Origin of the sequence: Aureimonas sp. SA4125 (assembly GCF_019973775.1) — a bacterium.
GTDB lineage: Bacteria > Pseudomonadota > Alphaproteobacteria > Rhizobiales > Rhizobiaceae > Plantimonas.
The window spans coordinates 4,728,516-4,742,151 of the sequence record NZ_AP025032.1; the positions used below are offsets into that span (position 1 = coordinate 4,728,516).

Genomic DNA, 13,636 nt, shown 5'->3' on the forward strand with positions numbered 1-13,636 from the left:
TGCGGAGGGGGCCGGGGCGACCCTCTTCGGCGCCGCCGCCGCGGGCTCCTTGCCAGCTGGCGCGGCCGCGGCAAGGTCTGCGTCCATGGCAACGGGCTTTGCCGGTTCGGCTGGCGCTGCCGGCGCCGGGCGCTTGCGAGGGAGCGCCGCGGCGGCATGGGTGGTGCCGTGCGTCAACGCGAAGTCGATGATGCGCGGGGCGATCTCGGCGCGGTAGCGCGAGCCGTTGAACACGCCGTAATGGCCGACCTTCGGCTGGAGGTAATGCACCCGCATGTCCTCGGGGATTCCGGTGCACAGGGTCTGCGCCGCCTGCGTCTGGCCGACGCCGGAAATGTCGTCGTTCTCGCCCTCGACCGTCAGGAGCGCGGTCCGCTCGATCGCGGTAAGGTCGATGCGCTTGCCCCGGTGCATCATCTCGCCCTTCGGCAGGGCATGGGTGATGAACACGGTCTCGACCGTCTGCAGGTAGAACTCGGCGGTGAGGTCCATGACGGCCATGTACTCGTCGTAGAACTCGCGGTGCTTTTCCGCCGAATCGCCGTCGTCCTTCACGAGGTGGCCGAAGAATTCCTTGTGCGCGTCGACATGCCGGTCGAGATTCATCGACATGAAGCCGGAGAGCTGCAGGAAGCCGGGATAGACGTCGCGCAGGAAGCCGGCATGCGGGAACGGCACCTTCATGATCACATTGTCGCGGAACCAGCCGATGCCCTTGTCCATCGCGAGCTTGTTGACGACGGTCGGGTTGATGCGGGTGTCGATCGGCCCGCCCATCAACGTCATCGTCGCGGGATAACAGGGGTCGTTCTCGGCCTCCATGTGCGCCACCGCCATCAGCACCGGCACGGCCGGCTGGCAGACGGCCATGACATGCGTGTCCGGCCCGAGGAAATGCAGCATCTCGACGACGTAGTCGACATAATCGTCGAGATCGAAGGAGCCCAGCGCCAGCGGCACCGTGCGGGCGTCCTCCCAGTCGGCGATGTAGACGTCGGCATAGGGAAGCAGCGCCTCGACCGTGCCGCGCAGCAGCGTTGCGTAGTGGCCGGACATCGGCGCGACGATGAGGAAGCGCGGATCGGCCTTGTGCGTCCGTGGCAGCTGGCGTTCGAAATGCAGGAGCCGGGCGAACGGCTTCTGCCAGACGGGCTTGTCGATGACGGGAACGCGCAACCCGTTCACCACGGTCTCGGTGATGCCGAATTGCGGCTTGCCGTAGACGCGCGTCGAGCGCTCGAAGACCTCGGCCATCGCCGCGAAGGTTCGCCCGGCCTCGGTATGCGAGATCGGGTTCAGCGGATGCTGGTAGAACATCCGGGCGGCATCGGCGAAGGCCCGGAGCGGGGCGATCGCCGCATGGTTCCATTCGTAGAAATGATACAACATTTGCTCCCGCTCTTTCCGTCTTTTGGAAAACCTATCATCTTTGCCGCAATGCACAAAGCAGCGTTTGCTTTCCCGTCGGGAAAGCTTTTCTCGCGGTGAGCGGAAGGTCGCTGCGCCGAGGCTGCGTCTTCGCCCCTCTGGGAAGAAGTGCCGGCAGGGCGAAGAGGGGCGCGCAGGGGTTCGAGACGGTGCACCGCGGCTTTTGCCGCGGCCCCTCTCCCGCCTCGCTGCACAAGGCACCCGGGGTCGAGCCGCTTTTCTCGACCCGTCCTTCGGACCCCGTCCGGGCGAGGAATGGCGTCACGTCCGTCACTGACCGCCGAGAAGCCTTCGCACCGCCGTCAGGCGCCCTCAACGATCAGCATTTCCGCCTCGGCGCACTCCTGCCGGATCCTGGCGGCCGCCTGGTAGGCCGGGCTGTCGTAGCAGGCCTTGGCCGCCTCGACGCTTTCGAACTCGATGACGACGTTGCGGCCGCGCGCCGGCCCTTCGAGATGCGTGACCGGCCCACCACGGGCAAGGAACTTTGCACCGAATTCGGCAAAGGCGGGCGCTGCCGTCGAGACGTAGTCCTTGTAGCGCTCGGGGTCGCGAACGTCGACGCGGGCGATCCAGTAGGCCTTCGGCATGGACGTGTCCTTTTCAGGGGTCAGGCAGCCGCCATCTCGGCGAGGATGGCGAGCGCGGCTTGGCGCCGGTCGGGCGCGGCGATGATCGGGCGGGCGACGACGAGGTGCGAGGCACCGTCGCGCAGCGCCTCGGCCGGGGTGGCGATGCGCTTCTGATCGCCGGCGGCGCTGCCGGCGGGGCGGATGCCGGGGGTGACGAGCGCCATGCCCGGACCGATCAGGCGGCGCAGCGCCGCCGCCTCCGCCGCCGAGGCGACGAGCCCGCCAATGCCCGCGTCGCGCGCCTGGACCGCGCGCGCCGCCACGAGATCGGCGATGCCTCCGGCATAGCCCGAGGCGGCGAGATCGGCCTCGTCGAGCGAGGTGAGGACGGTGACGGCGAGAATGAGAAGGTTCGAACCCTCCGCCGCCTTGGCCGCGGCCGCCATGGCATGGGGATAGGCGTGGATCGTCGTCATCGCGGCGCCGAGCCGGGTAATGCTCTCGATGCCCTTTTCGACGGTATTGGCGATGTCGAGGAGCTTCATGTCGAGAAACACGTGCTTGCCCGCGCGCGCCAATTCCTCGACCAGCGGCAGGCCGCCGGCGAAGACCAGCTGGTAGCCGATCTTGTATGTCGAGACGGCGTCGCCAAGCTCGGCGACGATCGCCTCGGCCTCGGCCCGCGAGGAGACGTCAAGGCCGACGATCAGCCTGTCGCGCAATGCGGTTGTAGTCATGTCCGTTTCCCCTCGTCGCCGCCGCGGCCGCTGCCTGGCCGCGCTCTGGCTGGAGCTAACGCAGCTTCAGGCCGCGATCAATGTGGCGCTGGAGGCGCCGAAGGCGATCAAATGTCGGCGGGGTCGCAAAGAGGCGTGATCGTCGGCCGGTTCGACACTCTCGTCCGGTCGGCGCGGCTAGTGCGCTTCGTCCCAGTTGCCGGCGGCACGGGCGTCGACGACGAGCGGCACGGAGAGCGCGACGCGCGGCAGCGCCGCCCCCTCCATGACGGCCTTCACGACCGGGATGGTCGCCTCGATCTCGTCGTCGGGCACCTCGAACACGAGCTCGTCATGCACCTGCAGGAGCATCCGGGCCGACAGCCGCTCGGCGGCGAGCGCGTCCTCCATGCGAATCATCGCGCGGCGGATGATGTCGGCGGCGGTTCCCTGGATCGGCGCGTTGATCGAGGCCCGCTCGACCGCCGCGCGCACCGAGGCGTTCGCATGCTTGATGTCGGGATAGTGAGCGCGGCGGCCGAACAGCGTCTCGACATAGCCGCGGCGGCGGGCGAATTCCTTCGTCTCGTCCATGTAGTCGCGGATGCCGGGAAAGCGCTCGAAGTATTTGCGGATGTAGAGGCCTGCCTCCTCGCGCCCGATCGCCAGCTGGTTGGCGAGGCCGAAGGCAGAAATGCCGTAGATGATGCCGAAGTTGATCGCCTTGGCCCGGCGCCTGACGTCCGAGGGCATGCCCTCGACCGGCACGCCGAACATTTCCGACGCGGTCATGGCATGGATGTCGATGCCGTCGGTGAAGGCCTTCGTCAGCTGCGGGATCTCGGCCATGTGGGCGAGAATCCGCAGCTCGATCTGGCTGTAGTCGGCCGATAGCAGCTTGTAGCCTTCGGGCGCGACGAAGGCGGTGCGGATGGCGCGGCCCTCCTCGGTGCGCACCGGGATGTTCTGGATGTTGGGCTCGGACGAGGACAGCCGTCCCGTCGTCGTCGAGGCCATCGAGAACGAGGTGTGGATGCGGTCCTCGCGGTCCATGTAGGCGGGCAGGGCGTCGGTATAGGTGCCTTTCAGCTTCGTCAGCTGGCGCCAGTCGACGATGTGACGCGGCAGGAGATGCCCCTCGGCGGCGAGGTCCTCCAGCACCTTGACGTCGGTCGACCACTGTCCGGTCTTGGTCTTCTTGCCGCCGGGAAGACCGAGCTTGCCGAACAGGATGTCGCCGAGCTGCTTCGGCGAGCCGGGATTGAAGGCTTCGCCGGCCATTTCGGCGATCTCCGATTCCAGCGCCGCGGCACGCTGCGCGAAGCGGCCGGACAGGCGCGACAGGATCTGCCGGTCGGTGCGGATGCCGCGCTGCTCCATGCGGGCGAGCACCGGCACCAAGGGACGTTCGAGCCGCTCGTAGACCGAGGTCATGCCCTCGGCGGCGAGCCGCGGCTTCAGGACGCGCCAGAGCCGCAGCGTCACGTCGGCATCCTCGGCGGCGTATTCGGTCACCTTGTCAATCGGGCAGGCGGCGAGGGCCTTCAGCGACCTGCCGGAGCCGCAGAGCGCCTTGTAGCTGATCGGCTTGTGGCCGAGGAGCCGCTCCGACAACTCGTCCATGCCGTGCCCTTCGAGCGAGGACGAGGCGTCGAGCGCATAGGAGAGCAGCATGGTGTCGTCGAACGGGGCGATGGCGATGCCGTGGCGCAGCATCACGAGGTAGTCGTACTTGAAGTTCTGGCCGATCTTCAGGATGCCGGCATGCTCCAGCACCGGCTTCAGCATCGCCAGGGCGTCGCCGAGCGGCACCTGCGGGCCGACGCCGGCCTTCGTCTCGTCGCTGGCCAGGAGATCGCCGGCGCCGTCGGCGACATGGGCGAGCGGCAGATAGGCGGCTTCGCCGGGGGCGACGGCGAAGGAGACGCCGACGAGATCGGCGGTATTGGCATTCAGCGAATTGGTCTCGGTGTCGAAGGCGAGGATGCCGGTCTCGGCCGCCCGGTCCATCCAGGCCGACAGCGTCGGCAGGTCGCGGATGGTGACATAGGCGGCATGGTCGAAGGTTTCGGCCGCGGCGGCCTCGCGGCGGGCCGCGACCAGAATGGCGGGCGTCATCGGCAGCACCGCGTCGCCGTCGAGCGGCTGGGCCGACACGCTTGGTGCCAGCCTGCGGGCGCCGCCGGTGGCCGGATCGAGGTCGGGTCCGCGGGCGACGCCGTCGACGGTGATCTCGGCCGCGGCGATGGCACCGGCGTCCTCGCCGAGCCGGGCCGCGACGCGGCGGGTGAGGGTCGCGAACTCCATCGCCTTCAGGAAGCCGATCAGCCGGTCGCCGTCCGGCTCGTGGATGAAGAGGTCCTCCAGCGGCACGTCGAGCGGCATGTTCTGCTCGAGCGTCACGAGCTTCTTCGACAGCCGCGCCTGGTCGGCGAAGGCGATGATGTTCTCGCGGCGCTTGGCCTGCTTGATCTCGCCGGCACGCGCGAGCAGCGTTTCCAGATCGCCATAGGTCTCGAGCAGCTCGGCCGCGGTCTTCGGGCCGATGCCGGGAACGCCCGGCACGTTGTCGGAACTGTCGCCGACCAGCGCCTGCAGGTCGATCATCTTGTCGGGATAGACGCCGAACTTCTCCTTCACCTCCTCCGGTCCGAGGCGCTTGTCCTTCATCTGGTCGTAGAGGATGACCGAGGGACCGACGAGCTGCATCAGGTCCTTGTCGGAGGAGACGATGGTGACGTCGCCGCCGGCCTCGACGGCGAGCCTGGTATAGGTGGCGATCAGGTCGTCGGCCTCGAACCCCTTCTTCTCGATGCAGGGCAGGTCGAAGGCGCGCACCGCCTCGCGGATCAGCGCGAACTGCGGCACGAGGTCTTCCGGCGGCGCGGTCCGGTTCGCCTTGTACTGGTCGTAGAGCTCGTTGCGGAAGGTGGTGGAGGAGTGGTCGAAGATGACCGCGAAATGCGTCGGCACGACCCCGACCGACGTATCGCGCGATTCCTCGACGAGCTTCCACAGCATGTTGCAGAAACCGGCGACCGCGCCGACCGGCACGCCGTCGGACTTGCGCGTCAAAGGCGGCAGCGCGTGGTAGGCGCGGAAGATGTAGGCCGAGCCGTCGACCAGGAAGAGATGATCGCCTTTTTTCATGGCCGTTGACTATCGCGGCACGTGAAAAGAGTCCATCGATCAGCCCGCCCCGTACCCGGCCGACTCCGGCCGAAAAGCGGATGGGGACACCAGCGTCCGCCTGTCAGGCGGGGGCTCTTCCAGCCTGCTCGGCCAAGCCTGATGAGCACGCCGTCACCTGTCGAAGATTTAACCTGAACGTGATGGTAAAAGCACCCGAGGAGCCTGGCGTCTGCTTGAATCGCGCCCGTCCAAAGCTCACATCATCTTGGACGGCGACAGTATGCCGTCTTCGGCCGGGGAGTCCCCCGCCTTCTCGGTCGAAGCCTGTCCGGTCCCTCCCCCCTCGGGACCGGCGGCATGGAGAAGACAGAGCCGTCGTGGCATCCCCCTCGCGCCACGGCGGCTTTGCTTTGTCGGCCGTCGGACGGCCGTGTCAGGGCAGCGTCTTCTTCGGTCGGCCGCCCTTCATGCCATTTCGTCTCGCTGCGGCGACCTTGGCCTCCGATGTCGCCTCTCCACCCTTGCGGCCCATGAAACGGGCGGTCCCGAAGATGCCCGCCATCAGCCCGGCGATCCGGAAGTCGACGTCCCGGCTCTCCCAGTGAAGGCCGGTCTGCCCGAGCAGTTCGACCTCGGCGAGTTCTTCATCGGTCGCGTCCTGGAGCCCTTGGAGCGATCGTGCCGGCACCATGAAACCGCTGCCATTGGCGAATTCGACAACGATCCGCCCATTGCTGCGATCGTACCGGACCGCGGTCGGGACGGGCTCTCGCGAGGCGGCCCCCGCGGCCCTGGCCGCCTCGACCATCTCATCCGTCAGGACGAATTCACCCATGGATTTCCTCCCATCGTTCAAGAAACAATTCGCGGTTGGCGGCGACGTTGGCGACTGCCTTTTCCAGGTCGCGCCGGCGCATGCCACGAAACGAGATCGGCTCGAGGCGAAGAAGGTCCGCGCTTCTCCATCGGCGTAAACATGGACATGCGCAGGCTCATGGTCGTCGGAGTAGATGACGAAACGAGAACCACCCCGGCGCAGGATCGTGATCACAAGGGTGTAATAACCCAAGCGCTTGCGTTCTTCAATTCGCCCCGGGGACGGCAGGCCGTTGGCGCTGCGGATTATAGCGGTCTGCGGACGGGATCGAAACTTCGACTGGAATGAGGACTTCCCTGCCGCTATCAAGCGAGGCCTGCGACGGCTTCGTTATTGAACCGCCATTCCAGCCGTGCCCCGGAGTTCCCATGCCCAACCTCGACAGCGTGCTCGCCTGCCTCGATCTCAACATCGACCGTTCGGTCGAGCGGCTTTCCGATCTGATGAGGATCCCCTCGATCTCGACCGATCCGGCCTATGCCGCGGACTGTCGGCGGGCGGCGGAGTGGCTGGCGGGGGATCTTGGCGCCATCGGGTTCGAGGCCTCGGTGCGGGGCACCACGGGCCATCCGATGGTCGTCGCCCATCACCACGGCCCCGCGGGCGCACCGCATGTCCTCTTCTACGGCCATTACGACGTGCAGCCGGTCGATCCCCTGAACCTGTGGGAGACGGAACCCTTCGACCCGCAGGTAAAGACCATGCCGGACGGGACGAAGCGCATCGTCGGGCGCGGCTCGGCCGACGACAAGGGCCAGCTGATGACCTTCATCGAGGCCTGTAGAGCCTACAAGGCGGAAACCGGCGGCCTGCCCTGCAGGGTGACGATCTTTCTGGAAGGCGAGGAGGAATCGGGTTCGCCCTCGCTCCTGCCCTTTCTCGATGCTCACCGCGACGAGCTCTCCGCCGACGTCGCGCTGATCTGCGACACCAACATGTGGGACAAGGACACGCCGGCGATCTCGACGGGCCTGCGCGGTCTCGTCGGCGAGGAGGTGACGATCTCCGCCGCCGACAAAGACCTCCACTCCGGCTATTTCGGCGGCGCCGCCGCCAACCCGATCCGGATTCTTGCCGAGATCATCGCCGACCTCCACGACGAGGCCGGCGCCGTCACGCTGCCCGGCTTCTACGACGGCGTGCCGGAACTGCCGGCCGAGCAGCGCGCGATCTGGGACGGCCTCGGCTTCGACGAGGCCGCCTTCCTCGGCCAGGTGAACCTCTCGGTGCCGGCCGGCGAGACGGGCCGCAGCGTCCTCGAGCAGACCTGGTCGCGCCCGACGGCCGAGGTGAACGGCATCACCGGCGGCTATACCGGCAAGGGCTTCAAGACCGTCATCCCCTCGCAGGCGACGGCAAAAATCTCGTTCCGCCTCGTCTTCGACCAGGATCCGCAGAAGATCCGCGAGGCGTTTCGCGCCTTCGTCACGGCGCGGCTGCCGGCCGACTGCACGGCCGAATTCCACGAGCATGGCGCCTCGCCGGCGATCCAGCTGCCCTTCGAGTCGCCCGTCCTGCAGACGGCGCGCGCCGCGCTCTCGGCCGAATGGCCGAAGCCGGCGGTGATGATCGGCATGGGCGGCTCGATCCCGGTTGTGGGAGAGTTCAAGCGGCGGCTCGGCATGGGCTCGCTCCTGATCGGCTTCGGCCTCGGCGACGACCAGATCCATTCGCCGAACGAGAAGTACGAGCTCACCTCCTTCCACAAGGGGCAGCGTTCCTGGGCCCGTGTCCTCACCGCCCTCGGCCAGAACGGCGCCAAGGGGTGAGGCCAGGGAGGCCTGCCGCCTCCCCGGCCGACGAGACGGCGGCGGCTTTGGGCTCGCCGCCTTCGGTTTCCGCGGCAGCTGGCCGGGAGTATTCGCAAACTCAATGAGTTGCCCAGCGGTCTCTTGAAATCTGACCCATCGCGCTCGCGGGTCCCTGGCTGCGCCGCCCGATCGTGGCCTTCCTGCAACGCTGCTGCAGCAAAGCCCTCGCGATGGTCTCCCGGACGGCGCCAAGGGGCGTTTGTTATTGAACCGTTAGCCGTTTCGGCGGAGAGACTGGACCCAAGGCCGACCCGCTTGCCGGGCGCCATGATCCGGAGTTCCCCCATGTCCCGTTCGTTCGCCCTCACCCTTGCAGCCTCGCTCCTCGCAGTGGCCGCCGCTGCCCCGACCGCCGGCGCCGCCGACGTCGCGGTCTACGACGAGGCGCCGGTCGTCGCTGCTGCCAGCAACACCGACATCGTCATCGAGCTCGGCCTCGGCGGCCGGATCTCGCCGGAATACGAGGGGTCGAAGGACTACGAGGTCTCGCCCTTCCCGATCATCAGCCTCGGCTATCTCAACATCCCCGGCGTTCTGGAAATCGGCAGCCTGTCGCCGCAGGGCGGCGGCCTGTCGATCGGTCCTTCCTTCGGCTATGTCGGTGAGCGCGAGTCGCGCGACTATGACGAGCTGACCGGCCTCAGCGATGTCGACGCGACCTACGAGGCCGGCATCAAGGTCGGCTACGAGTGGCAGTATGCCGAGGTCTACGGCGCCGCGCGCTACGCCTTCGGCGGCGGCGAGGGCTTTGTCGGCGAGGTCGGCGCCAATGCGATCGCGCGGCCGATGCAGGAACTGGAACTGAAGGCCGGCCCCTTCGCAAGCTTTGCGTCGGAAGACTACACCGAGGCCTATTTCGGCGTCAGCGCGGCCGATTCCATCAGCAGCGGTCTTGCCGCCTACGATCCGGATGGCGGCTTCAAGAGCGTCGGCGTCGCTGCCTCGGCGCGCTACGAATTCCGTCCCGACTGGTTCCTGAACGCCGACGCCTCGTACAGCCGCTTCGTCGGCGATGCCGAGGATTCGCCAATCGTCGCCGTGGGCGACGACAACCAGTACACATTCGGCCTCGGCCTCTCCAAGCGCTTCACGCTGGACCTGTTCTAGGTCGCTTCGACTCCAGGCAGCGTCGTCTCGAAGGCCGGTTCTCCGAAAGGGGAGCCGGCCTTCGGCTTTTGTGGCATCGTCCTTTCACGACGCCGAGACCCGGGGAACGGCCATGGCGCTGGCATCGCCCTTCCTCATAGGCTCGCAGGCGGGCCGTTCGAGGGGTTCCCATGCCGTTCGTCACCACCGCCGACAAGACAGACCTGTCCTGCAAGGATTGGGGCCACCGACAAGGAGAAGCCGGTGGCCGATCTTGCGGCCTTCGCCGCCAGCTGATCTCCCGGAACGCTTGACGGTGCCCCCGCTGCTTGCGAGGGCACAGGCCACCGGCGGATGACAACTCGACGCCAGACGGGCGGTGGGAATGGCCCGTCATCCCGGCTGGCTTTCCTTAACGCCCCGTTAAATCGCCGCATTTACTGTCCATCCGACGGACAGGACGTGATGGCCGGGCCAGACGGGCGACGTGGGACGCCCGGGTGCGCGCAAGGCCTCCGCGGGCAGTATCAGGGGCACGCCCGCATCCCCTCAAGTCCTCCACGGTAAGGCAAGGAACACATGGCCGGACGGCGCAAGGGCGAACGCATCGAACCCAGTTTCCAGGCCAAGCGGGGCGCCGACGACTTACGTCTGTCGGCCGACGACCGGGCCGTGGCGGCTGATGTCGAGCCCGCTCGCCAGCGCCCGAGCAAGGTCGCGCGCGAGAAGGCGGCGGCGAGTGAGAAACTGTCGCGGCGCCGTGGTTTTTTCGGGCGCGGTGGTGGTGGTGGTGGTGGTGGTGGTGACGAAAGCGGCCGCCCCCGCCGCCGGCGCAGCTTCGTCGGCCATATCTTCCGCCTCGCCTTCTTCACCGGCCTCTGGGGCACGGCCGCGGTCGCCTGCGTCGTCGCCTTCTTCGCCATCAAGCTGCCGCAGGAGGCCTGGGCCGTTCCCGACCGGCCGCCGAACGTCAAGATCGTCTCGGTCACCGGCGATCTCTTGGCCAATCGCGGCCTGACCGGCGGCGAGGCCGTCTCGCTCGACGAGATGAGCCCGAACATCCCGAAGGCCGTCATCGCCATCGAGGACCGTCGCTTCTATTCCCACTATGGCGTCGATCCGCTCGGCATCATCAGGGCCTTCAGCGAGAACATGGCGGCGGGCGCCACCGTCCAGGGCGGCTCGACGCTGACCCAGCAGCTGGCCAAGAACATCTTCCTCAATCCCGATCAGACCCTCCAGCGCAAGATCCAGGAGGCCATCCTCTCGGTCTGGCTGGAGCAGAAGTTCTCCAAGGACCAGATCCTGGAGATGTATCTGAACCGCGTCTATTTCGGCTCCGGCGCGACCGGCGTCGAGGCAGCGGCGCGGCGCTACTTCAACAAGTCGGCCAAGGACGTCACGCTGTCGGAGGCGGCCCTGCTCGCGGGGCTTCTGAAGGCGCCTTCGCGCCTGTCGCCGGTGCGCGATCCCGCCGCCGCCAAGGCCCGTGCCGCCGTCGTGCTGCAGGCCATGCTGGAAGAGAAGATGATCGACCGCGCCGATTTCGACGCGGCCATCGCCGAGCAGCCGACCAAGCAGCGCGCCTACTGGAACGGCGCCGAGAACTACGCCGCCGACATCGTCATGCGCGACCTGAAGACGCTGGTCGGCGACGTCCATGCGGATGTCGTGGTCGAGACGACGATCGATCTCGGCCTGGAAAGGGAGGCCGAGGCGGCGATCCGCGACACCATTGCCAACGCCAAGCAGAACGTCAGCCAGGGCGCGCTCGTCTCGCTCGACGGCACCGGCGCCATCCGCGCGCTCGTCGGCGGCAAGGACTATGCCGAAAGCCAGTTCAATCGCGCGGTCGACGCCAAGCGACAGCCCGGCTCCGCGTTCAAGCCCTTCGTCTACGAGACGGCGCTCGAATACGGCTGGAGACCCGAGACAGGGGTCGACGACGGGCCGACGCAGATCGGCAACTGGTCGCCGATGAACTACGACCGGAAATATCGCGGCCCGGTGACGGTGGCCTACGCCCTGGCGCATTCCCTGAACACCATCGCGGCGCAGCTGACCGAGAAGGTCACCGCCAAGGCGGTGATCGACACAGCCCTGCGCATGGGCATTTCCTCGCCGCTGGTCGACAATCCCTCGATTGCGCTCGGCACCTCGGAAGTGACCCTCCTTGAACTGACCGGCGCCTTCGCGCCGTTTGCCAATGGTGGCTACCAGGCCGTGCCGCATCTGGTGAACCGCGTGACCGACACCGACGGCAAGGTTCTCTACGAACGCGGCGCCGAAGTGCCGCCGATCATCGTCACCGACGACACGGTCGCGATGATGAACGCCATGCTGAAGGGCACGGTGACGTCCGGCACCGGGCGCAAGGCCGCGCTGAAGGGTTGGGAGTCGGCCGGCAAGACCGGAACGACGCAGGACTTCAAGGACGCCTGGTTCATGGGCTACACGGCGAACCTGACCACCGGCGTCTGGTTCGGCAATGACAACGGCGCGCCGATGAAGAAGGTCACCGGCGGTGGGCTGCCGGCCGAGGCCTGGCACCAGTTCATGACCGCTGCGCACGAGGGACTGCCCGCGATGCCGCTGCCCGGCAACTACACGATCGGCGGCGAGCACGAGCCGCTGACCGCGTCCAACGGCGGCATGGCGCCGGGCGATCCCGGCGGCTTCTACGACAGCGAGCTGCCGCCGCCCTCCGCCGACGAGATTTCGCCCGCCTCTGACGGCGGGGCGCCGGCCTCGGCCGATCCGTTTGCCGACATCATCGCGGCGCCGGCGCCGGACGCTCCGGTTTCGGAGGAAGTCCTGCCGCGGCGGGCTCGGCCCGACCGGTCCGAGTCACGGCAGGCCGAACGGCCGACGCGGCGGGAGCGGGAGCGGGAGCGGGCGGCGCGCGAGGAAATGCCGAGGAGGAATGTCGAGGCCGATCGCGGCTACGCCGATCCGCGCGACGAGGAAGAGGACGTCTACGGCATGGCCCCCCTGCCGCCCGAGCGTGACATCTACGGCAGCGGCGACCTTCCGCCCGCGGACTACTATTACGACGACGACGGCGCGATGCGGGCACCCGAGGAGATCGCCCCGGTCCGTGGCCCCTCGCGCATCGTCCGCGGCACGCCGCCGCCGGGCGCCATCCTGGAAGGCCGCGTCGAGGATGTCGGAAGGGCCAGCGACCGCTCGCTGTTCCGCGGCCTGTTCGGCGGCTGACGCTCCGAGCAAGATCCGCGATGCCTGCGGAGCGTATACTCCTGGCGTCTGGCCGTGCAGAAACGCGTCGTTGAAGCCCGGCCAGTCGGTGGGCTGGACCGAAACAATTTCCGGAAGGCGGCATCCCGCCTCCGGATGATCATATTCTTGCAAACAGCCTGTTCGGCAGGCGCTTCGGCGAGCGCGCGCCGCTCCAAGCGAGGCTTACCGCGGGGCGCGCTTGGCGAGGATGCGCTGCAGGGTGCGGCGGTGCATGGAGAGGCGGCGGGCGGTCTCGGAGACGTTGCGCTCGCACAGCTCGTAGACGCGCTGGATGTGTTCCCACCGCACCCGGTCGGCCGACATCGGGTTTTCCGGCGGCTCGGCCTTGTCGCCCGGTGCACGCATCAGCGCCGCGATCACTTCGTCGGCATCGGCGGGCTTGGCGAGGTAGTCGATGGCGCCGAGCTTCACCGCCGTCACCGCCGTGGCGATGTTGCCATAGCCGGTGAGGACGACGACGCGGGCATCGGCGCGGCGGCGCTGCAGCGATTCGATGACGTCGAGGCCGTTGCCGTCGGCAAGCCGCATGTCGACGACGGCGAAGGCCGGGGCATTGGCCTTGATCGCGGCAAGGCCTTCGGCGACGCTCTCGGCCGTCCGCACCGCAAAGCCGCGCTGTTCGAGAGCCCGGCTCAGCCTGAGGAGAAAGGGGCGGTCGTCGTCGACGAGGAGCAGCGAGCGCTCTCCCTCGGGCAGGTTGCTGGCGACGAGCGTGGCGGTGGCTTCGTCGATCATGTCGGGCGTCTCCAGTCAGCG

8 protein-coding genes and 1 pseudogene are annotated in these 13,636 nt (G+C 67.7%); 3 read left to right on the plus strand and 6 right to left on the minus strand.

What is annotated here, in order from left to right; genetic code table 11:
- Positions 1-186: 186 nt before the first annotated feature.
- The 5 genes and pseudogenes from phaZ to Sa4125_RS22410 all read right to left on the minus strand — a co-directional run.
- Positions 187-1,389: pseudogene (phaZ, locus tag Sa4125_RS22390) on the minus strand (polyhydroxyalkanoate depolymerase); the annotation flags it as partial.
- A gap of 341 nt (positions 1,390-1,730) precedes the next feature.
- Positions 1,731-2,018: a DUF1330 domain-containing protein gene (locus Sa4125_RS22395; RefSeq protein ID WP_224001879.1), complete on the minus strand. Its 288-nt coding sequence runs from the start codon at positions 2,016-2,018 to the stop codon at positions 1,731-1,733.
- A gap of 20 nt (positions 2,019-2,038) precedes the next feature.
- Positions 2,039-2,737 (minus strand): orotidine-5'-phosphate decarboxylase, encoded by a 699-nt coding sequence (gene pyrF / locus Sa4125_RS22400; RefSeq protein WP_224001881.1) that lies wholly within the window; start codon positions 2,735-2,737, stop codon positions 2,039-2,041.
- Between the two features lie 177 nt (positions 2,738-2,914).
- Complete coding sequence (polA, locus tag Sa4125_RS22405; RefSeq protein WP_224001883.1) at positions 2,915-5,866, minus strand: DNA polymerase I; 2,952 nt, start codon at positions 5,864-5,866, stop codon at positions 2,915-2,917.
- Between the two features lie 415 nt (positions 5,867-6,281).
- Complete coding sequence (locus Sa4125_RS22410) at positions 6,282-6,683, minus strand: DUF2442 domain-containing protein (RefSeq protein ID WP_224001885.1); 402 nt, start codon at positions 6,681-6,683, stop codon at positions 6,282-6,284.
- Between the two features lie 410 nt (positions 6,684-7,093).
- Here Sa4125_RS22410 and Sa4125_RS22415 point away from each other — a divergent pair, with 410 nt between their 5' ends.
- From Sa4125_RS22415 to Sa4125_RS22425, 3 genes are all read left to right on the plus strand, one after another.
- Entirely contained in the window at positions 7,094-8,494 is a 1,401-nt protein-coding gene (locus Sa4125_RS22415; protein ID WP_224001887.1) for a dipeptidase, read from the plus strand.
- A 327-nt stretch (positions 8,495-8,821) separates the two neighbouring features.
- Entirely contained in the window at positions 8,822-9,643 is an 822-nt protein-coding gene (locus tag Sa4125_RS22420; RefSeq protein WP_224001889.1) for a MipA/OmpV family protein, read from the plus strand.
- Between the two features lie 558 nt (positions 9,644-10,201).
- A complete protein-coding gene (locus Sa4125_RS22425; protein WP_224001890.1) occupies positions 10,202-12,838 on the plus strand; it encodes a transglycosylase domain-containing protein in 2,637 nt (878 codons plus the stop codon).
- 204 nt (positions 12,839-13,042) lie between these two features.
- Here the strand turns inward: Sa4125_RS22425 and Sa4125_RS22430 are convergent, their stop codons facing one another.
- Positions 13,043-13,615 (minus strand): ActR/PrrA/RegA family redox response regulator transcription factor, encoded by a 573-nt coding sequence (locus Sa4125_RS22430; protein WP_224001891.1) that lies wholly within the window; start codon positions 13,613-13,615, stop codon positions 13,043-13,045.
- Between the last annotated feature and the right edge of the window lie 21 nt (positions 13,616-13,636).